This is a genomic window from Variovorax sp. Root318D1 (assembly GCF_001424835.1).
Lineage (GTDB): Bacteria > Pseudomonadota > Gammaproteobacteria > Burkholderiales > Burkholderiaceae_C > Variovorax.
Genome location: NZ_LMCQ01000002.1, coordinates 343 through 23085, shown reverse-complemented (window position 1 = coordinate 23085; position 22743 = coordinate 343). Strand labels below are relative to the sequence as shown.

Annotated in this window: 17 protein-coding genes and 1 pseudogene; 4 read left to right on the top strand and 14 right to left on the bottom strand. The window is 66.8% G+C overall.

The window, feature by feature from the left end; genetic code table 11:
• Window positions 1–3: 3 nt before the first annotated feature.
• The 6 genes from ASC78_RS27340 to ASC78_RS02700 all read right to left on the bottom strand — a co-directional run bounded on the left by ASC78_RS27340 (window position 4) and on the right by ASC78_RS02700 (window position 10425).
• Window positions 4–4542: a beta strand repeat-containing protein gene (locus ASC78_RS27340; RefSeq protein WP_157634368.1), complete on the bottom strand. Its 4539-nt coding sequence runs from the start codon at window positions 4540–4542 to the stop codon at window positions 4–6.
• A gap of 407 nt (window positions 4543–4949) precedes the next feature.
• Window positions 4950–5654: a (5-formylfuran-3-yl)methyl phosphate synthase gene (locus tag ASC78_RS02720; RefSeq protein ID WP_055796036.1), complete on the bottom strand. Its 705-nt coding sequence runs from the start codon at window positions 5652–5654 to the stop codon at window positions 4950–4952.
• On the bottom strand, window positions 5651–6232 hold the full coding sequence (locus tag ASC78_RS02715; RefSeq protein WP_055796033.1) for a DUF447 domain-containing protein: 582 nt from the start codon (window positions 6230–6232) through the stop codon (window positions 5651–5653). The genes ASC78_RS02720 and ASC78_RS02715 overlap by 4 nt, the downstream gene beginning before the upstream one ends.
• Window positions 6229–7719: a DUF6513 domain-containing protein gene (locus ASC78_RS02710; protein ID WP_055796030.1), complete on the bottom strand. Its 1491-nt coding sequence runs from the start codon at window positions 7717–7719 to the stop codon at window positions 6229–6231. The genes ASC78_RS02715 and ASC78_RS02710 overlap by 4 nt, the downstream gene beginning before the upstream one ends.
• The gene (locus tag ASC78_RS02705; RefSeq protein WP_082517407.1) at window positions 7698–8357 is read right to left on the bottom strand and encodes a flavoprotein; all 660 of its coding nucleotides are present in this window, start codon (window positions 8355–8357) and stop codon (window positions 7698–7700) included. Before ASC78_RS02705 ends, ASC78_RS02710 begins: the two co-directional genes overlap by 22 nt.
• A 19-nt stretch (window positions 8358–8376) precedes the next feature.
• Entirely contained in the window at window positions 8377–10425 is a 2049-nt protein-coding gene (locus tag ASC78_RS02700; RefSeq protein WP_055796028.1) for a sigma-54-dependent Fis family transcriptional regulator, read from the bottom strand.
• A gap of 282 nt (window positions 10426–10707) precedes the next feature.
• Here ASC78_RS02700 and ASC78_RS02695 point away from each other — a divergent pair, with 282 nt between their 5' ends.
• A complete protein-coding gene (locus tag ASC78_RS02695; protein ID WP_055796026.1) occupies window positions 10708–11139 on the top strand; it encodes a dihydroneopterin aldolase in 432 nt (143 codons plus the stop codon).
• 80 nt (window positions 11140–11219) lie between these two features.
• Here ASC78_RS02695 and fae read toward each other — a convergent pair whose 3' ends face one another.
• The 7 genes from fae to ASC78_RS02660 all read right to left on the bottom strand — a co-directional run bounded on the left by fae (window position 11220) and on the right by ASC78_RS02660 (window position 17901).
• A complete protein-coding gene (gene fae, locus ASC78_RS02690) occupies window positions 11220–11732 on the bottom strand; it encodes a formaldehyde-activating enzyme (RefSeq protein WP_055796023.1) in 513 nt (170 codons plus the stop codon).
• 83 nt (window positions 11733–11815) lie between these two features.
• On the bottom strand, window positions 11816–12751 hold the full coding sequence (locus ASC78_RS02685; RefSeq protein ID WP_055796020.1) for a triphosphoribosyl-dephospho-CoA synthase: 936 nt from the start codon (window positions 12749–12751) through the stop codon (window positions 11816–11818).
• Window positions 12752–12756: 5 nt separating this feature from the next.
• Window positions 12757–13707: an ATP-grasp domain-containing protein gene (locus ASC78_RS02680; protein ID WP_200934256.1), complete on the bottom strand. Its 951-nt coding sequence runs from the start codon at window positions 13705–13707 to the stop codon at window positions 12757–12759.
• A 16-nt stretch (window positions 13708–13723) separates the two neighbouring features.
• Entirely contained in the window at window positions 13724–14731 is a 1008-nt protein-coding gene (gene mch, locus ASC78_RS02675) for a methenyltetrahydromethanopterin cyclohydrolase (protein ID WP_055796015.1), read from the bottom strand.
• A complete protein-coding gene (locus ASC78_RS02670) occupies window positions 14728–15876 on the bottom strand; it encodes an ATP-grasp domain-containing protein (RefSeq protein ID WP_055796011.1) in 1149 nt (382 codons plus the stop codon). Before ASC78_RS02670 ends, mch begins: the two co-directional genes overlap by 4 nt.
• A gap of 17 nt (window positions 15877–15893) precedes the next feature.
• Complete coding sequence (locus tag ASC78_RS02665) at window positions 15894–16811, bottom strand: NAD(P)-dependent methylenetetrahydromethanopterin dehydrogenase (protein WP_055796008.1); 918 nt, start codon at window positions 16809–16811, stop codon at window positions 15894–15896.
• Between the two features lie 46 nt (window positions 16812–16857).
• Complete coding sequence (locus ASC78_RS02660; protein ID WP_055796005.1) at window positions 16858–17901, bottom strand: beta-ribofuranosylaminobenzene 5'-phosphate synthase family protein; 1044 nt, start codon at window positions 17899–17901, stop codon at window positions 16858–16860.
• A 183-nt stretch (window positions 17902–18084) separates the two neighbouring features.
• On the opposite strand from ASC78_RS02660, the gene ASC78_RS02655 reads away from it, so the two are divergent.
• Complete coding sequence (locus ASC78_RS02655) at window positions 18085–19809, top strand: hypothetical protein (RefSeq protein WP_055796002.1); 1725 nt, start codon at window positions 18085–18087, stop codon at window positions 19807–19809.
• 37 nt (window positions 19810–19846) lie between these two features.
• Here ASC78_RS02655 and ASC78_RS26820 read toward each other — a convergent pair whose 3' ends face one another.
• Entirely contained in the window at window positions 19847–20545 is a 699-nt protein-coding gene (locus tag ASC78_RS26820; RefSeq protein WP_162246080.1) for a helix-turn-helix transcriptional regulator, read from the bottom strand.
• A gap of 473 nt (window positions 20546–21018) precedes the next feature.
• Between ASC78_RS26820 and ASC78_RS28330 the strand changes: the two are divergent.
• Both ASC78_RS28330 and ASC78_RS27850 read left to right on the top strand, forming a co-directional pair.
• Window positions 21019–22463, top strand: a pseudogene (locus ASC78_RS28330) (DUF5801 repeats-in-toxin domain-containing protein); the annotation flags it as partial.
• A gap of 17 nt (window positions 22464–22480) precedes the next feature.
• Window positions 22481–22743 (top strand): DUF5801 repeats-in-toxin domain-containing protein (locus tag ASC78_RS27850; RefSeq protein WP_235504979.1); only part of this gene is annotated, 263 nt, incomplete at its 3' end.

Below are 22743 nucleotides of genomic sequence, written 5' to 3'. Positions count from 1 at the left end.
CGCTCAGGTTGTTGAGCGTGCCGCCCTGAGCGCACCTGCGATGGCCATGTTGCCGCCGCTGAAGATCAGTGCGTGTTCGCGGTTGGTGAGGGTGGTCGCGCCGATGTCGAGGTTGCCGCGCGCTGCGATGGTGCCCGCCTTGGTCACGCCATCGAGGGTCTCGGCATCGTTGAGCAGGGTGCCGGTGGCGATGGAGATGTCGTTGCCGTAGATCCGGCCGGTGCCGATGTTGTTCAGCGTGCCCGCGTTAATCTGTGTGGCACCGTGGCTGTCGATCAGGCCACGGTTAGTCAGCGTGCCGGCGGCAGTGACGACGGTGTCCATCCCCGACATTTCCGCGTTGGCCGTGTTGTCGACATCGTTGCCGCCCACGGTCAACGTCTGGCCCGCCAGCAGCTTGCCGTTGTTCGTGAAGTTGCCAGTGGTGATGTAGCTCAGGTTGCCATTGGCGGTCACATCCGCGTTGTTGACGATGTCCTGGGTGAGCGCGACAGAGAGATCTCCGCCGGAGACGAGTTGACCATCGCCGCTGAAGCCCGCGGCCTCGATCTGGACACTCTTGTCCGCCACCAGCGTGCCGCCGGTGTTGATGAGGCTCAGCGTCTTGGCGCTGGGCGTGGCCGCGTTGGGGTCCACGATCTTGAGCGTGTCGCCGGCCGAGATCAGCCCGTTCGTGTTGTCGACGGTGCCGCCGCTGGTGATGGTGGCGTTGACATCGGCCCGGATGGCGCCGGCGCTGTTGTTCAAAGTGCCCGTGCCGATGGCGACGTTCTGGCCTTCGATGCCCTGGTCAGTGCCGAGGGTGTTCGTGTTGACGACGGTGCCGGCGTTGAGCGTGGTGGTGCCGCCGGAACGCAGCAGGCTGGACGTGTTGTCGATGGAGCCGGCGCCGGCGTTGATCGTCAGATCGCCCGCAGCGAGGGTCTGGCCACCTCGGTTGTCGTAGGTGGCGCCGCGGGTGTCGATCACGACACTGGATTGGCTCAGCACGAGGCCGCCATTCGCGTTGGTGAACTGGGCGGTGGACGCGCTGAGGTCTCCTGCGGCGCCAATGAACCCGGCAGTGTTGTCGACTGCCCCGGTGGTCAGCGCAAGTGTGCCGCCGCTGGTGATGCCGCCCTGGCCATTGGTGTAGCCGGCCGCATTGGTGTTCGTGAGCGTCTGACCGTTCGTGTCAATGGTCATCGCCGCGCCGGACTGGATCAGGCCCGTGTCGTTCTGGAGCGCGCCCGACTTCACATCGACGGTGGTGGTTGCCGCCAAGGTACCCTGAGAACTGTTGTCCAGCGTGTTGCCGTTGGTGTTCGCGGAGAGGCTGTTCCCGAAGACCTTGCCGCCTAGATTACTCAGACCGCCATTGCTCAAGGTGGTGGCGCCGCCGGCCTGCAGGGTCCCGCCGTTGTTCGTGGTGGTGCCCGAGGTCGTGACGCTCAGGTTGCCGCTGACCGCAGCCACCGTTCCCGCACCGCTGTTGTCCAGCGTGCCGGCCACGAGTGTGGTGTTGCCGTTGGCGGCCAGCGTACCGCCCACGTTGGTGGCAGCGCCCGAGATTGTGGCATTCAGATCGCCGACTGCCGTCACGCTGCCGGCGTTGTTGTTCAGGCTGCCGGCCGCGACGGTGGCGTTGCCGCCCGCGAGAATCTTGCCCGCCGCGGAGTTGTCGAGTGGACCGGCGACCGTGAGACTCAGGTCGGAACTGCCTGCCGCCTGCAGCGTGCCGCCCTGGTTGCTCATCGAGCCTGCGCTCGCGGCGATGGGGCCGTTGCTGGCGATGGTGCCGCCGTTGTTGTTCAGCAGGCCGCCCACGGCCAGCGTGGTGGTGCCGCTGCCGGCCTGCACGAGGCTGCCGCCCTGGTTGCTGAGGGACCCCGCGCTCAGGTCGATCTGCTGTGAGTAAGTGGTTCCGCCGTCCTGGCTGAAGGCGCCCGACATGGCGACCGACAACGCGCCGTTGGCGGTGATCTGGCCGTTGCTGCCGCTGTAGCTGCCGCCCGCGATGCTGAGCGTGCCGGTGCCGACATGTTCGATCTTGCCGCCGGTATTGGTGATTGTGACGCCGCTCAGGCTCAGGTCCTGGCCGTTACTCGCGATGCGGCCGCCGTCGTTGTTCAGGGTGCCGCTGGTCGCCAGGGTGGTGGCGCCGGTGCCGGTCTGCACGATTTCGCCGCCATTGGTGTTGGCGAGGTTCGAAACGCTGATCTGCAGCTGGCCGGCATTCAGAGTGCCGGCGCTGTTCACGAGTGTCTGGCCGGACTGTGCATTGGCCGAGACGGCGAGCGTGCCGGGCGTGGCGACGGTGGCGCCGCTGGTGGTCACGTTGCCCTGGGTGGCGGCGATCGCGACGTTGGCGGCGCCGGTCTGGCTGCCGGAGAGATCGACAAATGCGCCCCGCAGCGTGGCGTTGCCGCTCGCGACATTAGTACCGGTCGCAGTCAGGCCTTGGGCGGCGGTGACGGACAGGTCGCCGGTGCTCTGAAGCGTGCCGCTGCTGCCCTCGAGGCTGCCGGTCTGGATCGTGAGGTTCGCGCCGCTGGCAATGTGGCCGTCGGTGTTCAGCAGCTGCTGGCCGGCGGTGAGCTGGACGTTGCCGCCGGCCGACTGGATGGTGCCCTGGCTGTTGTTCAGGGACTGGCCGGTAAGTGTCAGGGCCTGGTTGGAGGCCAGCGTACCGGCCGTGTTGTTGACCGCACCCGTCACGTTGGCTGTCAAGCTGCCAGTGGCCGAGATCGTCCCACGCGTGTTGTCGGCTTGGCCGCCGACCGTCAGGACGGCATCGGCCGCACTGGTGAGCGTGCCGTCGACATTGATCAGGTCGCCTGTGGTGGCGATGTTCAGGCTGCCGGCATTGAGCGTACCGCCAGTGTTGTCGAAGCGCTCGACGTTGGCGCTGAAGCCATTGCTGACGTTGAGCGTGCCGCCGTGGTTGTCGAAGCTCGGCTGGTTGATCACCATGTTCGCGACGCTCAGCGTGCCGCCGTTGTTGATCAGGTTGGCGCTTTGCAGCGTGATCGGGCCGCCGGCGTAGATCTTGCCGCCGTCGTTGCGGATTGCTCCGGCGGCGGTGATGGTGCCCGGTTCGATGGGGGGCGGTGCGGGGGCGGCGGTCGTCGTCGAAGTCGTTCCGCTGGCCGTCGCCGTGGTGCCGCCGGATGTCGAGCCCGTCCCGGTGGTGCCGCCCGAGGTGGTCCCGGTGCCGGTCGTTCCGCCCGATCCAGCGGTCGGCGCCGGTGCGGGTTCGAGCCCGATCACCCCGCCGCTGGTGTTGCTCAGCGTCGGCGCGGCAAGGGTCAGCGCCACGCCGCTGGTCTGGCGGATGGTGCCGCCTCGGTTGTCGATATCGCCCGCTGTGCTGGCGAGCTGCACGCCCTGGCCTTCAAGCGTGCCGCCCGTGCCGTTGAGCGCGTTGGTCAGGTTGCCTTGTGTCGTGACCCGGAGGTTGCTGCCGCTGCTGATGGTGCCGCTGTTGGCGAGGTTCGAGGCCGAGAGGTTCGCATCGGCAGTGGCCTGGATCGTACCGATGTTCTCGAGGCGACCGGCCGAAGTCACGACGAGCTGGCCGAGGCCGGCCAGGCCCGCCGCACCCGCGCTGGCCGAGGCCTGGATCGCGCCCGCGTTGCGCACACCGATGCCGGCCTCGTTCGCCAGCAGTTGGATGTGCCCTGAATACATGCCGCCGAGCTGTGCGACATCGATGGCGTAGCTCGGCGCGGGACCGGTGCCGCTCGTGGGCGTGACGTTCATCGCGTCGGCACTCACCACATTGGCCCCGGCCACGACCTTGAGGTCGTTGGCCCAGATGCCGCCGTTGACGACCACCCCGCGCGAAATCAGCGTGAGCAGATCGGCGCGTGTCGCATCGAGTCCGCTGCCGCCCACGGTGACAGTGCCGCCGCGCACCACATAGGCATCCAGGCCGCCGAACGCATTGAACTGCAGCGTGCCCGTCGTGAGCGTCACGCCAGAAGAGTTGATGAACGTGCCTCCGTTCAGGGCGATGCCGGACGGGTTGGCCAGGATGAACTCCGCGCGCTGGCCCGCGATTTCCACCGGCCCGTTGATGTACGACGGATTCGAAGAGCTCACCTCGTTGAGGATCACTCTCGCCGGTCCGGTGGCGAGGTAGGGGTTCCCATTGATCCAGCCGCCGATGCCCGACTGCACGTTGGTGCGTGAATTGTTGACAATGACGCCCCGGCCGTTCACGTCGAACTGGATGTATTGATTTCTGGAAACGCCGGCGGCCGAGGGCGTCGTGATGTTGACGACGCCGACGCCGTTGGGCGCGACAAGGATCGTCGGGCGCTGGGCGCCGGGGGCCATCGGGTTGGCGACGATCTGGGCATGTGCATAGGGGGCTGTCAGCAGGCCCGCGAGTGCGGCGCCTACAAACATGGGTGCAAGGGCTGCAGTGCTGGGGAGCGCGCCCGTGGTGATCTTGGTGGCCTTGGAAGAGCCTTTGCCGGTGGTGGCGGCGGCCTCGTGAACGACGACCCGCATGGCGCGCGCTGCGCTCCAGATCACCCGATTGAATCTTTTATTCATGACGCTCCCGTCCCTCCCCGTTGCATCGGGTGAACACCGCGTTGGCTCGGCGAATTGCCGGGTGCCCAACGCGGGTTGTTTGAGCGGAATTGTGAGAGCCTGCCCTCTCGAAGCCGAGGGACTTAATCACGAAATCGAGTTAAAAATCTCCTCTCATTGCAAAGCAGTAATTGTCATAGCGAGTTGACAATCGAATTCAGTTGAAGACATTCAGATCATGGTGGCGTCCATCTCTCAGACGCTCCGTAGATTCGCCGTCCACTATCCGGAAGCGCCTCGATCGAGGGGAATTGAACACTCAACAAATGGGTCGGCAATCCAGCGAGCCACGCCAGAGAAAGCTCTGCTAAGAAACCGCGCAGGCCGCACCAAAAGTGCGATCACCCAGATCGCCCGATTCGAAAATCTCAGGCCGCCGCCGGCTCCACGACGGCCTCGCCATGCAGCAGCGCGGCCAGCGCCGCGAGCCGCTCGGGGCAGAGTGCCGTCTTGCGGTCGGCCACGCACACCGCGCTGCGGAATCCCGCGAAATCAGGCGCCAGCGCCTGCAGCAAAGGCACGTGCGCCACGCGCAGCGCACCGGCCGCACCGGCCATGCGGCCCGATGCGCGCACCTTTGCCACGAAGGCGCGCAAGTCTGCCATCGGCACCGCATCGAACAGGCTGCCGGCGAGCTTGTCGGCGGTGTCGACCATGATCCCCGGAAAATCGAGTGCACAGGCGTGCGCGATCAGCGCAGCGTCCAGCCCGTTGTCGGCAATGAAGACCGGCACCACCGGCCAATCGCAGGCTGCGAGCGAATCGAGTACCGCAAAGGCTTCAGGGCCTCGCTCGATGCCGACCTTCACGTAGTCCACGCCGCAGGCACCCACCGCGTCCACTTGCGCACGAATGCGGTCCAGCGCATGCATCGGCAGGTCACCGATGGTTGCGCTCACCGGAAGGCCGCTGCCATGCGCGCGCAGTGCGCCCACGATGGCGCCGATGGTCGCCACGGGCAGGCCGCCCAATGCGCCGTCGCTAGGTTCCTTCAGGTCGATGAAGTCGGCCCCACCGCTCGCCGCGACCAAGGCTTCGTCCACGCTGCGCACGCTCACCAGCATGCGCGTCATGATGCGCGCTCCGGCATGCCGGCACGGTGCTGCCCGACCGCGGTACGCAGCCACTCCCAGGCTTCGCGCTCTTCGGGGCCGGCGGTCTTGTCGATCGCAATCTGCAGATAGGTCATTTCGGTTTCCACTTTTTCAGGGGGCAGCATGTGAAGGCGGCTGACCAGCACGGCCCCCTCGATCACCGCGGCCTGTGCACGGTTGAAGCCGACGAAGGGCGCGTGCGTGGCCTCGTGCACGGCCATCATGCGCAGCACCGGGCGCTGTGCGTCGTCACGCTGCTCGGCTAACTTCAATTCGACGTGGCGCAGCGCGGCGGCCAGGCGCACGCCTTCGATGCGTTCGGCCGGCAGCGTGGGCCACGCCTTACGGCCGGTCACGCAGCCGGCAAACACGCGGGTGTCGCAGACGATGTTGAGCACCGCATGGCCGGTGGCCACGATGTTGTCGTGCGTGGTCGAGGGCTTGAACGGCATCAGCAGGATGCCGCCCTCCTGGTAGCGGATGCCCATCGGCGCCACGTGCGGTTGGCCACTGGGCGACACCGTGGTCACCACGGCTTCGAAGATCTGGTCGTTCATGAGGGTGTCGGCGCGGTGGTGGCGCTCACGGCGCCGGGCTCGGCGGCGTTGTTGTTGTTGTCATTCTTCTTCGCTGTCTTCATGGTCGTTCCGGGTGCGCACCAGCGGGCGAGGTCTTCGGTCGGCCTTGGCGCAGCGCAGCCCCAGTCCAGCGGCTGGTCCTGCACGTAGCGCTTGCCCAGCTGCCAGGCGATCTCGGCGCGCGCGAGCTCCACGCCCATGTAGAACGCATGGTCGGCATCGTCCTGCAGCTTGAGCTGCGGCCAGAGCTCGAACGCGCCCTGCCCCAGCCGCAGGCCGTCGCGGTTGTACACGTGCAGGCCCAGCGGCGAAATCTGCACGCGAAAGTTCGGGTCGCGCACCTGCGAGGCGATCTCGCCAATCTCTTCGGGCGTGTCGGGAAACGGGTGCTTGGCATGCACCGTCATCAGCGCGTCGCTCATGCCCTTGGGCAGCGTGGCATTGCGTGCCGCCGCATGCATGATGCGCCGCGCCCAGTCGGCCTCGCTCACCGCGCGGCGCGCATGCTGGCTCACCTGCGTGGTCAGCACGGCCGCCACGTTCAGTTCGGCGGCAATGCCGAACAGCACCGCGTTGATGCCGCTGGTGTCGGCCTCGGTCAGTTCGGTAAGGTTGCCCACGCCGAGCATGATGGGCGCATCGGGGAAACGCTCGCGCAGCCGGTGGTAGCGCACGATCGATGCGGTAAGGCCGAACGGAATCGGATCGAGAATCGAATCGGCCAGGAAGGCGCGGCCGCGCTGCTGCATCAGCGTCACCGCCTCGTACAGCGATTCTTCATCGGCCGGAACGCGCGGAATCAGCACCGGTGTGGATTCGACTTCGTCGGCAATCCATAGGGTATCGAGCGTGAGGCTCAGCAGGTAGTCCGCACCGGCCTTGCCGCCGGTCAGAAGCTCTTGCGCCTCGCTCGAATCGACGCTCACCTGGAAGCCTTCGGCCTTCAATGCCCGCACGCTGTCGGCCAGGTGGTCGAAGCGCGTCTCGGGCAGGCAGCCCAGGTCGATGACGTTGGCGCCGTCGGCCGCCAGCAAACGCGCGCGTTCGATGATCTGCGGCACCGTGAGCCGAGGCGCATCGACGATCTCGGCAAAGATCGCGACCTCGTACTCGTTGAGGTCCACGGCCCGTGCACTGCGGTTGAAGTGGCGCGGGAGGTCTTTCAGTTCTTGCGGGCCGCGCTCCACCGGAACACCGAAGTGAAGGCTCAGGGCCTCGACGTCGCCGCGACAGCGGCCCGGCACCATGATGCGGTCGGCTGCGCGCGGCGCGGCGCCCTCGCCTTCAGCCTCGGTGACCACCGGTGCAGCGACGCGGCGGCGGATCATGTCGGCCGTCATCAGCGCGGCCACCTGCAACCCGATCTCCCGCACTTCCCACGTGAACGGTGCCGCCTCGATACCCGCCAGCACCCGCGTGAGGCTGGCTTGGGCGAGGCGCCCGGTCAGGAAGACGATGTGTTCCATGCGAGAGAGAGTTCCTTCATGCGTGCATCGAGCACGGCTTCGAGTTCGGCCGGCGACGCGACCACGTGACAGAAGTCGATGCCGCGCAGCCGTTCCACGTTGTCCAGTTCGATGCGCCGCGGACGCAGCGTGACCCAGTCATGCGGCGACTTGGTCACCACCACCGGTTCCGTATCGCATGCAAACACGATGCCAGGAATTCCGAGCTTGCCGGCCTGCGCGAACATGTTGGTCGGCAGGCTGTCGCTGATGCCGAAAGCGCACTTGGCCACCGTGTTGCTGGTGGCGGGCGCCACCACCACCGTGTGATAGACGTCGTCGTAGAGCATGCCCACCGGCACGCCGCTGGCCGTCTTGTCGCGAAAGACGCGAAATCGCTTCTTCAGCGCTTCAATGTGCAGCTTGTAGATGGGCAGCACTTCCTCGGCGGCAGCCGAGAGGAACAGGTCCACGGACGGCAGCCGCGAGGCGAGCGCCAGCGATTCCTCCAGGAAGTGGCCGGAACCTGTGATGCACCAGGCGATGCGCGAGCGCGGCGGCGAGGCCGCAAGCGGAGGCTCTCCGTCTTCGGCCACCAGGGCCGCGCCGCGTGGATCGATCTTGGTGCCCGTGGCCGGTGGTTCCCCCTTCGTCGTCATGTCCAGCGAGCCCGTTGGCTCAATCGGGTGGAGAGATTTCGATGTGAAGCTTGTGGAGTTTTCGGTACAAGGTGTTGCGGCTGACATCGAGCGCCTTGGCGACGTTGCTCACGTTCCAGCGATGCTGCTCGAGCATCTGCAACAGCACTTGCCGCTCGTTGGCCTGGATCGGGTTGAGTTTGACGGCGGGTGCCGCGTCGGAAGGCGCGGCGTCCGCTGAAGCTTCCGCAGGCTCGGATGCGGCAGGCAGCGCGGCATAGGCCGAGACAGGCGAAGGCACCACCCTGGCGGCCAGCGACGGCAGATGCTCGCGTGTGATGGTCTTGCCGTCCGCCAGCGCGGCGGCGCTGCGCAGCACGTGGCGCAGCTGGCGCAGGTTGCCGGGCCACGCATAGGCCATGAGCACGCGCTCGGCGTCGTCCCCGAGACGGCTGTCGCCGCCGCCTTCGTCCTTCAGCACGTCGTGGATCAGTTCGCGCTTGTCGGTGCGGTCGCGCAGCGGCGGCAGGTCGAGCTCGATGCCTGCGAGCCGGTAGTAGAGGTCTTCGCGGAAGCGGCCTTCGCGCACCAGGCTCGGCAGGTGTTGGTGGCTCGCACTCACGAGCTGAAAGTCCACCGGATGCGTTTCCTCGGTGCCGAGCGGCGTGACCTGACGCTCGTCGAGCACGCGCAACAGCCGGGCCTGCAGTTCCAGGGGCATGTCGGCAATTTCATCGAGGAACAGCGTGCCGCCGTCGGCTTGCAAGATCTTGCCGCGCCGGCCGCTGCGCTGCGCGCCGGTGAACGCGCCGGCCTTGTAGCCGAAGAGCTCGGATTCGATCAGCGTCTCTGGCAGGCTCGCGCAGTTGACGGCCACGAAGGCGCCTTCGGCGTGGGGGCTGGTCTCGTGGATGGCGCGTGCGAACACTTCCTTGCCCGAGCCCGTTTCGCCGCACAGCAGCACGGGCGTGCGGCGCGCGACCACGCGGCGGGCGGTGTCCAGGTGCGCAACGAGGCGTGCGTCCTTGAAGGTGCGAATGCCGGGCGCGCGCGGGGCCGATGGGCGCGACGGCGCCCGGAAGGCTTCGGCACCGGTCTCCGCCACGATGGGACCCGAACCCGCGCCGACTGCACGCGTTGCGCGCGACGGCGTTGCCGCATCGGAGGCGGGCCGACGCGCCACCGCAAAGAAGCGCAGCGCCGCGTTGGCCCGGTAGGCGACTACCGGATGGAATGAAGAAGAAAGACTGCGCTGCACAATGTCTTCGAGCGAGGTCTGGAACAGATCGTCGATGCGCTGCGTGCGGATCTCGTCCATTGTCTGCACGCCGAGCTGGAACAGCGCACTGCGGTTGGCCGCAAGAATGCGTCCGTCGTCGCCGACCGCGAGCTTGCCTTCGTGCAGCGTGTAGACGAACTCCGGCCGGCTGTGGAAGTGCAGCGGATGCGCATTCGAGAAGCGCTTGTCGATGAGGCGGTTCTCGATCATGCGCGCCGTCATGCCGAGCAGCACCAGCACGTGCTGCTGCATCAGGCTGGAGCGGCTGGTCACGTCGAGTACGGCGATGATTTCGCCGGACGGATCGAACACCGGCACCGCCGAACAGGTGAGCTGCGTGAAGTGACTGAAGAAATGTTCTTCGCGCCGCACGGAGATCGGGTGTGCGGCCGCGAGGCAGGTGCCCATGCCGTTGGTGCCGGCCTCGGCCTCGCCCCACATGCCGCCTGCGCGCAGGCCCATGGGCTCCGCCTCGGCCGCGAACTCGGGCGAGGACACCATGTGCACGATGACGCCATCGGTATCGGTCAGCACCACGGCGGATTCCGCGTCCGCGAGCTGCTGGTAGAGCGTGGTCATTTCGTAGCGCGCGCACTCGATCACGTCGGCATGCTGGTTTCGCCGGCTCTGCAAGGCCGACGACGCGATGATCACGGGTTCGCGCGGGCGGCCCGGGTCGAGCTGGTATTGATTCAGGCAACGGCTCCACGAGCGCGTGACCAGATCGTTGCCTTCCTCGTGAAAGCCCCGCCTCACCACGTCGAGCACACGGTCAGCGTGCCTGTCGCCTTGTCGCAGCGTCAATGTCATTGGAGTTCTCCGGCGCGTTCCATATGTCTCCTTGGTCGGCCCATTGTTGTTCCTGCTGAGTTACCGCGCACCGGGTGAAACACCAAGCACTCGCAGCCCCGCAGTGGGTCCGATCTCTGGCCTGCATTTTGCAGATGAATCCTGTCGTTGGCTGACTTGCCTGCTGTCCGACACACTTTCAAACACATTCGAATCACTGGAGACACCCCCTTGAACACCAGCCCGCGTCCTTCCAACGCTCCCTTTGCTTCGGCTGTCTCGCATGCGGAGGCGTCCGCGCCCATGGACTTGATCTTCATCGAAGGCTTCAGCGGCCAGACGGTGATCGGCATCCATGATTCGGAACTGCATCACGCGCAGCCGTTGGTGATCGACGTGCATGCCGGCGTACCGCGCGCGCGTGCCTGCGACACCGACCGCATCGGCGACACGATCGACTACGGCGTCGTGCGCGAGCGGCTGGTGCGCCTTATGGCCGAGCACCGGCTGCAACTGCTCGAGGCCTTTGCCGAGGCCATTGCCGACATCCTGATCGACGAGTTCGGTGCCAGCTGGGCGCGCGTGAAGGTGGTGAAGCCGCGCAAGTTCGACGACGTGCAGGCGGTGGGCGTGCAGATCGAACGCCATGCGCCCACGCATCGCGCTTCCAAGTCGGCCCCAGGTGCCACGGTGCTGAACTTTCTCGCGAGTGGCATGGTGCCTGCCAAGCACTGAACAGTGCCCTCCGCCGCTTGTTGCGGCGGAAGATGGAAAAAAACCGACGCGGTTCACGCGTCGGTTTTTGTTTGTGCGCTTCAGAGGTGGGCAGCGAAAGGGTGCGCTGTCGTGCCCTTCTTGTCGACCACCTCGGCGGCGGTTGGCAAGCCTGCTACTGCGCGCTGGATGGACTCGCGAGTGGCCTGGTAGTTGTAGTCCTGGATCTTCTTGTCGTCATCGGCAAGCCAGTGGATGAACACGCCGACGCAGATGAACAGGTTGTCCGCCTCCGCCATGGGGATGGTGCCATCCTCGACACTGTCTGCCACTGCCAGCGCCACGCCGCGCTGCGCCGGGCCGAACATCTGCACCGCCTGCTTGGCGCCCTTGATGGTCACTTTGTTGAACATCACGGTGGCCGGTTTGGTCAGCAGGTTGGGCGCCACGACTGCGAGCAGCGAGGTGAAGCCGTCCTTGTTGTTCGTCAACGCGTTGGCGAAGGCGGTCTCGGCAGCGCTGCCGCGCGGCCCGATGATCAGGTCGATATGGGCTACTTCATTGCCGTCGCCAACGAGCGATTCGCCCACCATCAGTCGATCGATTTTTGCCATGGTTTCGAGTCTCCTCTCAGAGGTCCAAGGTGATTAGGGTCATTACGACACCGGTCAGGAAGACCAGCGCAATGCCATGGGTATCACGATCCGTGCCATGCGCTTGCCGCATCGCGCGCAGGCGCGGCGCACGAGCGGATCCAGCCCGAAAGCAGCAGCGCCGCCACGGTGAAATCGGCGCTTGTCCCAGGGTTGACGCCTGCGGCCTTGAGCGACAGGTCCCACTCGGCAAAGGCAGGATCGGAATCGAGCACGACGCCGGCGGCGGCGCGCTCGCGCCAGCCCTGCGCCGCCGTCATGACAGTCTGTGCCACGCGCTCGCCGTGTTTTCGAACAATGTGTGAATCGGGAAAGGCGGCGAGGCAAGCGAGGTAAAGCCGTTGGACCGAAGCCACAGTGGCTGTATCCGGTAGCGTCTCGGCATCGGACGGCGTCTCCCCGCAGCCGGGCTGGGAGACCGGCGGCTGGAATGCAAGGGCGAACAGATCGGCAAAGCCGTCGCGGTACTGCCGCGCAATCAGGTCTCGGTCGGCGGCCAGCGCCATGGCGGCGCGCAAGTCGATGGTGGGGGCGTCGTGTACGTCCTGCTCCGCCGCGCTTCCGAGGCCACCCGGGTGCGCGCGCGCAATGGCGCGGTAGGCCGCGCTGGCGTCGTCGATGTCCAGCGTAGCCAGCACGCTCTCGACGGCGGCGCGTAACGCAGCAGGCGTCACGGCGCCTGGATGCTGCTCGATGGCAAGGGCAACCGGCGCGCACAGCAGCAGGATGCCGAGGTTGGTGTTGCACCCCGCCACGCTCCAGGTGGCCTCCACCGCGGCCTCGATGCGCTCGCCCACGGAGCGGCCGGGCTCGAACAGCGGCACGGCCGCGGCGCGCGCGCTGGCAATGAACATCGACGCCTGCATGCCGTGGCCGGGCGAAGCCAGGCTCACGTTGCCCGGCTTTCGCACGGCCACGTCGAGCCAGCAGGCCCGAAGGAAACAGGCCCTTGCGCGCTCGATAACGGCCGCTTGGCGCATGGCCGTCAGGCGCGGCGCTCTGGTGCCACGCGCGCCTGCGCGGCACTGTGTGCCAGCGCCATCTTGCGGTCGATCAGGTCATCGACGATGGCGCGTGCGATGTTGAAGCCCGTGACGCGCTGCAGGCCCTGCCAGGCGGCCACGCCGTTGACCTCCAGAACCTGGATCTTCGGCCCGCTGGCGGCGGCGATGAGGTCCACGCCTGCATAGTCCATGTCGAGCGCCCGCGCCGCGCCTTCGGCCATGTGCGCGAGCGCCGGCTCCAGCTCGGCCGGCTCGCAGCGCGCGCCCTGCGCGACGTTGTGGATCCAGTGCGTGCTGACGCGCCGCATCGCGGTGATGGCACGCCCGCCCACCACCATCACGCGCCAGTCGAAACCGGGCGATGCCATCGGCGGAACGAAGCGCTGCAGATAGGCCAGGCCTGCGTAGCCGGCATCGATGTCGGGCATGGGGTGGTGCACGCCGTCTACCTCGCCCACGAGCCGGAGGTTCTTGCCTTGCGATCCGAACAAGGGCTTGAGCACCAGCGCATGGCCTGCGGCCACCTCGCGCATCGCGATACGCCGCGCCTGCGCCGCCGACTCGGTAGCCCATGTGGCCGGCGCCGGAATGCGCGCGGCATGCAGCAGCAAGCTGGTCATCGACTTGTCGACCGTACGCTCGATGGCGCGCGCGTCGTTGTAGACCGGCACGCCCAGTTCGCGCAACGCATGCAGCACGCCGAGCCGCTTGGTGACCTGCTCGAAGCTGCCGCCGGCAATGCCGCGCACCAGCACCGCATCGGGCAGCTCGCGCCCATAGCCGGGAATGACCAGGCCGTGCCAGGCCGCGGTGGTGTCGATGTTGCAGTCGGCCAGGTCGACGCAGCGCCCCACCGCGCCCCGTGCACGCAGCGCCGCCTGCAGCTGGCGGGTGTGCCAGCCGATCTCGTCCGTCATGATGACGATGCGCATGGTCATGTGATTGCCTTCATGCTTCCTGCAGCCAAAGCCGCTGCAGCAGCCCCATCTCTGGCGCACCGCCGTGCCACGTGTTGCCGCTGTCGATGTTGCTGACCCACACCTCGGCGGGTGCGAACAGCGCGCCGTCGATCTTGTAGAAGTCGTAGTCGACCTCCTTGAAAATGTCGGCGAACGAGCGGCCATGGTCGCGTGAATTGCGCGACGGCAGCGCACGGGCCAGCTCGCGCGCCGCGGCATCATCGCCGCGGACCGTGAGGTGCACGCGGCCACCGTACAGGATGGCGTCGTTGGTACGGCCCATGGCCTCGACGCCATCGGCACTTGGTGATGGCAACGGCGCCGTGCCGGCACCATCGACGATGTTGGCCAGCGCAAAGCCTAGCTCGTGCGCCTTGTGCAGCGCCACCTCGAGCACGCGCGCCACCACCTGCGTAGTGCCTGCAAGGCTGGTGGTGGGCGTGAGGATCAGCGTCAGCGCGTCGGGCGCCAGGCCGCAGTCGCGCAGGAGCTTGTCGATGACGATCTTTGGCGGCGCACGGTCGACCTCGAGCACCAGCACGCCGCAGGGTGCATGGTCGCGGTAGTCCAGTTCGGCAAAGAGTTTTTCCTTCACAGCCAGTGCACGCGCCGGACCGGAACCGAGCGAAAAGAACTTCTTGCCACCGGTCTCTTCCTTGCTGGCCGAGAGGCTCCAGCCCGCGTACTGGCTGCCCAGGCAGGCCAGCACCGGTTGCGAGCTGCGCACGTCGAGCCACGTGGGCCAGCCCTCGCCCGCTGAGCCGCTTCGCAGGTTCACGTGCCCCAGCCCGCCCATGCAGATCTCGCCCACTTGCAGGCCTGCCGCCACGCTGCCGGGCGCCTCGATGCCGGCATCGACGATGTGCACGCCGGTGTCGTCGCGGCGCACCCGCAGTCCGAGCGCGTCGGCGTCGGCCAGGAGCCGCTCGACCATCGGACGGGCCAGCAGGTTGACGCTCAGGCCTGCGGCGGCCGTGGGCGAGGATGTGTTGCTCATGCGTGGGTCTCCAATGATTGCAGCAGCCGTTCACGGCCTTCGTTCAAGCGGGTTCGCACCTCCTGCGCGCTGGTGCCGCTGGCGGACAAGGTGCACACGGGGTCGTCGATGTCGAAACGCTGGCCCGCGGCCGGCACGTCTCGAAGTCCTGGCCATGCGGCGAGACGATCTGCCGCTGGCCCATCGAGCTCGATCGCTTGCCGCGCGAAGACGATCTCGATGCCTTCGATGTCCTGCGCGGGCAAAGGCGTCGACGGCAGTTCGCCGTGCAGGCAGGCGCGCAGGTGCGCCTGCATGACGCCTGGGGTGCCTTCGGGCCAGCGGTAGAGGCTCATGCTGGCCGGCGGACGGGGGTTGACCTCGAGCACGCCGAGGGTGTCACCGTCGCGCATGAAGTCGAGGCTGCAGAGGCCGTGCAGATCGAACTCGACGGTCAATGCGCGCGCAATGTCGGTCACTCGGCTCGCAAGGCCGTCCGCCAACGGGACAGGTCCGATGGCACCGCAGAACACGTAGGGCCGCGTGCCAAAGCGGCGCACGCTCTGCTCGTTGAAGCCGAGCACATGAACGTCGCGGCCATTGGCGATGAAGGTGGCCGACATCGGCAGCCCGGCCATCTCGCGCTGGAAGTAGTGGTGCGGCGATGGCGGCTCGTCCATCGACCAGGGCGCATGGCGCACATGCCAGCCGCCGCAACCATGTGCGTCTTTCATCAGCCATCCCGCGGGGTCCTCGGGCGGCTGCAGCAACACCTGCGGAAACGGCAGGACGTGCGCCGAAAGAAAGCCGAAGAAAGCCGCCGGATCGCGCAGGCGGCGCACGGCGGCGGGCGCGGTGCCGATCAAGGGCAGCACGGCCGCGCCCTCTTCGATCAGGTCGGGCTCGCCTTCGAAGCCGCTGCCTGCGATCCAGCCGAGCACCGGTTCGCCGTCCACGCCCTCTTGTGCCAAGGTGCGCAACGCCGCCATCACGCTGGCGCCATCGATCTGCAAGCTGCCGGGCGCGCCGATCGGCAGCCAGCGCGATGCAGCGCGGCGCGTATCCGTATCGCCAAAGAGATCGAGCGCGACGACCTTGAAGCCGTCGCTGGCCGCCGCCTCGGCCATGGCGCGTGCGGAGATGGCGGCAACGGCAATCGTCGGCATTTTTTTGCGAAGGCGCTTCAAGCCGTCTTGGCGGCCTGCTCGACCAGGAACGCGCGCGCCACGGCAAAGGCTTCGGCAAAGCTCAGCACCTGCGCCTTCTCGGCTTCGCACATCTGCACCAGCAGGCGGTGCTGCGTCTGGTACTTGACGTTGCCCACGGCCAGCGCGCCAATGCCGACGGCCTGCGTGCCGGCCAGCGGCTTGGCGTCGTCCATCACGCCCACGCCGGCAATGCCTTCGGGCGGCACGGCGTTCACGTCGGCGGCTACCTTGAGCCGCGTCGCGGCGCCCAGCGCTTCAGCGGACACCACCTGCACGCCCGCGGCCGCGCAGGCCAGCAGCACGTCGGCATCGGCGATGGAGCGGCGCACCGCGTCGGGGTCGCCGCCCGAGAGGCCGTGCAGCTTCACACCGAAGCGTTGGCCGGTTTCATCCGCCGCCTCTTGCGCCGCGTCGATGCCGTTGCGGCTCGACAAGTAAACGTCGGCCCCGGCCTGCGCCGCTATCACACCGGCCACGCGTCCGACCGGGCCGGTGCCACCGAGGATCACCACGCGCTGGCCTTCCAGACCGTGGCCATGGTTGCGCTTCAATGCCGCCTCCACGCAGGCCACCATGGCCGCGGCCGTGGTGTAGGCACCGCTCGGGTCGGCCATCAGCGAGACGACGAAGGGCTTGACCATCGAGGTTCGTGCGCGCTCGAGCATGTCGGCCGCCAGCTGCGCATCACGCCCGCCGATGAAGATGCCGGTGCGCGCAACGCCCTTGGGTCCGCGCGAGAAGATGGTGTCCTGCGTCAGCCCCGTGATGCGGTCGATGGCCACGCCGCAGTAGGGCACGATGATCTGGTAGCCCGCGTCCGCCGCCATGTTGATGTCGAACGGGCTCATCTGGGGGCCGGGGGTGAACATGTGGAGGATGCGGGGACGTTCCATGTGAGAGAGCCTGCGTTGAAGTGGTTGGAAAAAGTAGGCGGCGGCTTCAGCGCGTGCGCGGCGGCGCGTTGCGGTCGCGCACAACGGCACCGCGATTGCGGCCGGTGACAATGCGGATCTCGAGCGCCGGGTCGACATGCCCGCCGGCCCGCGCGGCGTCGACGAGCAGCTGGGCGCGGGTTTCCGACTGCACGATCGCAAAGCCAGTCGGGCCCCATGAGCTTTGCCCAATGGCTGCGCCGTTGGCACGGCTCGCATCGGCGAACCATTGCATCAGCCGTCCGACCGCCAGGCTGGTGAAGACGCCGCCTTGGGCCGGCGCGAAGTGCTCGCCGAGCAGCTGCTGCATGCGGTTGATGCCGGCGGCGAACGGCGCGAACTCCTCGCTGGCCGCACCTGGCAGTACGCGCATCAGCACCTGGTGGCAGATGTCGGCGGCCACCGTTTGCGGCAATGGGGGCAAGGCCGCAATGGCGTTCTTTTCTGCGCCGCCTGAAAGGCCGCGGTGTCCAGGATCTTGGACCACGATGATTCGCCAATCCTCCGGAAACGGAATGCGCGAGAGCAGCGGCGCCGGCAGGCCATCGGCCCCGGGACCGCCGTCGAGCAGCAGGCCGCCGGTGTCGAAACCCGCAATGCCGATGCCCGAGCGCAGGCCGCGGCCGAGCCAGTGCGCGAGAGTCGCGGTGCTCACGTCCAGGCCGTGCCATTCGGCAAAGGCGCGTCCGATGGCCGTGGCGAGTTGCGTGCCCGAACCGAAGCCCGCATGCGGCGGCAGCACCTGGCACAGGCGCAGCGCCAGCGGCGCATGGCAGCCGCTGCGCTGCCGAAGCGCCGAGAGATGCGCAGCGGCGCGGGCCAGTTCGGCTTCAGCGGCCGGCGTGTCGGCCGCCAGGTGGTCCGACGGTGAAGCCGACAACTCGAGCTCGGTCGTGAAGCTGTCGATCACCACGCCCAGGCTGCCGAAGGCGCGCCCCAGGGAGCCGGAGGGATCGAGAAAACCCAGGTGCAGGCGTCCGGGAGCGCTCACGCTCACCGTGCGAATGCCCAGGTCGTGCCGGGGGGCGAATGCGAGATCGGCGGAGTTCATGGGCGGTGGTGGATGGCGCGGCGAAGTCATGGACCCGCTTGTCATAGCAAGGCCCGTTCCGTCCGAGCCTTCACAGGGGCGCACTGCTGAGCCGCGCGTGGAGAAGCGGGGCGATGTCCCAGGAGCGGGACACTGTGTCACGCCCGTTCAGGCCCTCCGGAGGGCCCGGGCACAATCGCGCGCATGCCGCTCTCGAAGCACCGCCTTCCATGCCTCGCGCTGACCCTCGCCTTGGCCGTGTCCATGGCGCACGCGGCCGACCCGATGCTTCTTGTCACTTCTCCGGTCGCCTTGCAAGCCGCCGAAAAGTCCGGCGCCGGCTTCGCCCACTGGATCGGCGAAACATCCGCTTCGTCCGAAGGCATCACAACCAACCAGGCGCTGATGCGGTCCCCCGCGTGGCAATCCATCGCACGCCCGCTCACCGAGAGCATCGCGCGCATCCAGCGCAGCGACCGGCAAGCCGGCGTCGGCATCTCACGCTATCCGCACCGGCTGTTCAATGCGCGCTGGCTTGCGAGCCCGGATGCCTTCTTCGAACTCGTGGGCGTTGCTAACCGCATGGACCGCCGGCCGTTCCAGAGCGGCGCCTGCGGCGAGACACGGCTGATTTACCGGCTCGCCTACCGCACGCCCGCGATGCAATCGCGCCTGCCGATGACGGCCAATGTCGAACTGCGCGGCGATGCGCCCGACGCCGATGGCAGCTGCGCGAGCACCGCGCGGCGCTGGCAGCCGCCACAGCCTTCGATGACGGACGAGGCGCTCGGCCGATGGCTGGTGTCGCCGGAAGGTCCGCTGGCGCCGCAGCGCCTTGCGACCGCGCGCATCGCGCAGATCACGACCAACCTGCAGAGCGTGCGCTGGCCCTCCGCGGTGCGGCCCGATCTCGGTGGCCATGCGGAATACATGCTGCGCGCCTTCCGCTGGAATGCCGGCACGCGGCGGTTCAATGCGGCCCCGCTCGAGAACACGCCCGATGTCGCGCGGCTCAAGGCCAATGCCCCGCTGCGCAAGGAACTGCAGCAGTGGCTGCGGCAGCCTGCCAACCTGCGCGCACTGGACGAGGCCACACTGCAAGTGCCCCAGAAGTTCCTGGCGACCGAGGCCATCTCGGTGGCGCCTCGCGGCCTCGAAAGGCTGGCCAATCGTCCCTTCGCGCAGGTCTTCTCAGCAAATGAGTGGCAGGCCGTGCCCGGCAGCCGCACGCTGCGATCGCCACAAGCCGTGCTGCGCCGGCTAGACGATCTGAGTTGCGCGGGCTGCCATCAGAGCCGCGCGGTGGCGGGCTTTCATCTGCTGGGCGTCGATCGACGCGGGACAACGCGCACCTTCACGGATGGCAACGCCCTTGCACTGCCGCACTCGCCGCACCTGCACGACGAGCTGGCGCGGCGGGGCCGCTATGTGCGTGCTGCGCTCTCCAAGCCGCAGCCCGAGCCGTTCCGGCCGCTGGCCGAACCGGACGATGCGGCGGCCGCGAATGAAAAAGCCACGGTCGGCGCAAGCTGCGAGCCCACCCGCATCACGCAATCCGCCAACCCCTGGCTGGACCGCGCCGAGAAGCTGCCGCGCATTGCCTGCGAAGGTGCGCTCTCCGTGTGCGAGAAGACTTCGGTCGGCTTTCCCGGCGGCATGTGCTCGGGCCCTTGCGATCCGCTCGACAGGAACGGCACCTGCGGCAGCATCGCCATCCTCAGCGACTTCAACCAGTGCCTGGCGGCGAGCAAGCCCTTTGGCGAGTGCCTGAGCAAGCACACGCGGCCCGGCAACCTGCGCAGCTGCTCGGCGCAGCAGCCCTGCCGCGACGACTTCATCTGCGCGCAGTCCGACGGCCAGCCCGAAGGCAGCGGCGCCTGCATTCCGCCCTACTTTCTTTTTCAGATGCGGGTGGACGGCCACTCCTGATGGGCGGATGCGCGGTTCACGGTCCGGCGAGTACAGGTCAGATCAAATGCCAGCGCCGACTGTGCTGCCCCTGCTTCGCGAACACGTGCGCAAGGTGCTTCTTGACTGTGTTGACACTGATGCCGAGTCGCTCGGCAATCTGCTTGTTGGTCATGTCCCGGTACATCAGCGACAGCACCTCGTCCTCGCGTGCGGTCAGTCGGGCTGCAGGCGGTGCCGCAGTGGACGCTGGCCGCCCGCCGGCTGACTTCAACCGCAGCACGGACAGATACAGCGCCTGCAACACCGGACCGGGAAAGCCCAAGCTGCCGGCCAGCACCGCATCCAGCGATTGTGCGAACTGCTTCGCGGTCGATCCCCACTCGACGCAGCCTCGCGCCTGGCTTCGAATCGCTGCCTCCAAACCCTGTGACGAGGGCCCATCCCAGCCCAGGAGCCAGTCGGTGGCTGGAAAGTGGCGACGCAGATCGGCCAACTGGTTGACGCTGTGCGGTGAAATCAACGCGACGTCCACGAGCAGCAAGCGAGGCGGCCGTTGCCGGCAGCGGGCATCCAGGTCGCAGATGCTGTTCATCTCTGCGTACTCGACCTGGTACATCCGTTCGGGCCGATGCCTCGACGCCAGCAGGCCCAGCCCGAACAGCGCCGATGCGCGGCTTGGGCAGGTTGCAACGAGAACTGAAACACGGGTTTCGAGCGCAGGGCACGCGGCAGGAGACTGGATCTCCGGGCTCACCGTCTGACGATGATTGGATGCGCGCCGCGCGGGCCGTGCGAATGCCGGCCGCGCGCAAGAGTCTCGCGCTGACGGTCGAGCAGGATCTACGTTCCGCGCAGGTTCCAACCTGGCAGGCGACTGTGGGACTTGTTCCATGGGCTTCCCTGAGACGCTCGCTTGAAGTAATGATAAAGACCACACAACCGCGCGAATCGATTTGCAGTGCTCGCAAGGTATCGAAGTGTGAGAGCCGTGAGACGCGCGCGGCGAGCGCGGCGCGGGGGTATCGAGGCGCGACGGCCCTTCCCCATGGATGAGTACGCCGCCGCCACTGCGCGTCATCCTTTGGGTGACAACTTTCGGCCTATGGACATCGCTCAGGCGGGCGGTTCAGCATCGTTATCCCGCATATAGGCGAACCGGGTGTTCGCCATCGCCTCTCTCGAAATTGCTATTGCCATCGGAGTATTTTTTCAGCAAAGGAGTGTTTCATGCCCGCGCTAAATTTGACGGCCGGCTCGACCGTCACTCTGGACGAATCCGCCAACTTACAGAACCTTGCCGCTACGCCCGCTGTTGCGGGCGACAGTAACGACAACGACATTGCCGCAAGCTCGCTGCCGACGGCCTTCAGCACCCGCCTGGCAACCCAGAATGTCGGGACCGCCATCAATGCCGCCTTGAGCGGCTACGACGGCACGAATACCGGCACCAACGCATTCACATTCACCGTGTCGGGCACGGTCAGCGATCTTGCATTCACGGACACCAACGGCGCTTTGTTCAACGGTGCCGACAGCGGCCTCAATACCACCGACGGTGAAGATATCTTCCTTTACACCGACACAACCAACAACAACATCGTCTATGGGAAGACGGCCCTGAATGTCGTCGTGTTTGCGGCCTATCTGGAGGAAACCGGAACGCCGGTGTCGGGCGCGAAGCTCTGGACTGTTCAATACGAAGCAATATCGCATCCGGATGCTTCGAATCCGGACGACCCCGTCAATCTCGCGGACAAGATATTTGTCTCCGTCACTTCGGATAACGCGTTCTCTTTTGCCAATGTGCCGTCAGGCCAGAATCTGTTCGCAATGTTCGGCAATGCGAGCACCGCAATTGTCGTGACCGGCAAGAATCCGGCCAATGAATCGACGGGCGCTAAATTCAACGAAGGAGACACGGTCAATTCCAGTCAGGGCGGCGGGTTCACGAGCCTGGGTACCAACAACCAGATGATTGATCCTCCCGGCGCCAAGAGCCCTGCCGAAGGGATGTATTTCACTTTCGTGAGTGGCGCAAGCACCGACGACACGGTTCCCAATCTCGATCAGAATGAGGCCGACGAAGAATCGAACATCGATTTCACCGGCCTTGTCAGCACCACTTCGGCAGCTTTCACGGTCGCTCAACTGCAGCCCGATAAGGCGGCCACGCTCAAGATCAGTGCCTTTACGACGGTGCTGGCGACGGGCGACGACTATGTGGACAACCTTCAAAATAATACGGCCGTCAATATCAGTTCGGTCGTCGTTCGCGATTCGGCCGGAAACCTCGTAACAGGCCTGTCCATTGATCTCAGCGGCGACACCGCCGTGATCAGCGGAGTCAAGGCCGGCTATGTCATCGAATACCAGACGAGTGGCGGCCACAACCGCGTATTGATTGAAAACGTCGGCTCGACCGACAAGGATTTCAACGCCAGTTTCGACATCGGTGGATTCAGTCTGCCCCAGACCATGCAGTCGACGGGAGAAGTCGGCTCCATGATGATCTTCGAGGACGACGGGCCGTCGGCCGCGCTTGCGGCGCCCACCGACACGGTGCTGCTCAACACGCAGGACGCCGACACCATCGGCGCGGCCACCGACTCGGACACGCAGGACTTCTCGACCGCCTTCAGCGCGGCGACGGTCAACTACGGCGCCGACGGGCCNGCAGGACGCCGACACCATCGGCGCGGCCACCGACTCGGACACGCAGGACTTCTCGACCGCCTTCAGCGCGGCGACGGTCAACTACGGCGCCGACGGGCCRGGYACCACCACGTCGAGCTTCGCACTGGGCGTGGCCACGCAGGGTGGTGACTCAGGGCTCAAGAGCGATGGCGCCACCATCTACCTGTACCTGGTGGGCGGCAAGGTCATYGGATCGACGTCGGCCACCGAGGCCGGCATTCTTGCCACCAACACCATCTTCGACGTCGCGGTCAGCGC